Consider the following 483-nt stretch of genomic DNA (forward strand, 5'->3'; position numbering starts at 1 on the left):
GAAGAAGCCGAGGCGGGTGTCTGGGCGATCGCCGTACCGGTCAAGCTGGTTCCATCTGGCACTGTGGTTGGCACGATGAGTATCGCCGGCCCGGTCTTGCGCATGCAGCCTGAACGTTATGACCAATTGCATGCTCTGCTCGAAGATGCAGCCAACAAGCTGGGTACGGTTTGGCCGCGCCAGAACAGTGTGCATACGGAGAACGTATGAGCCAGCTCGCACCTGCATGGACCGAGGCGGGGTCAGGGTTGGAAGTCGCCGCTGCCGCTCTGGTCCGTGCACGGCTAGAGGGTGTTCGGCTGGCATCCTTGCCAGGCCCGAACCTGCCAGGCAGCCTCGCACAAGGTTTTGCCATTCAGCAGCATGTGGGGCCATTGGCTGGAAAAACCGTGGGGGGGTGGAAGTGTGCGTTACCCCCGGCTGGCAAGTGGATCGTTGCCCCGATCTACAGCGACAGCATCGTAAAAGGCGAACGTTACCGAC

At 61.3% G+C, this 483-nt stretch carries 2 protein-coding genes; both read left to right on the top strand.

The features are described 5' to 3' along the window. On the top strand, window positions 1-210 hold a 210-nt coding region (locus AC1DLB_RS31980), incomplete at its 5' end, for an IclR family transcriptional regulator domain-containing protein (protein ID WP_477786533.1). After that, window positions 207-483: hypothetical protein (locus tag AC1DLB_RS31985; protein WP_477786534.1), on the top strand; the 277-nt coding region annotated here is incomplete at its 3' end. The genes AC1DLB_RS31980 and AC1DLB_RS31985, both read left to right, overlap by 4 nt.

The sequence above is a fragment of the Pseudomonas sp. 05N434 genome (genome assembly GCF_056396965.1).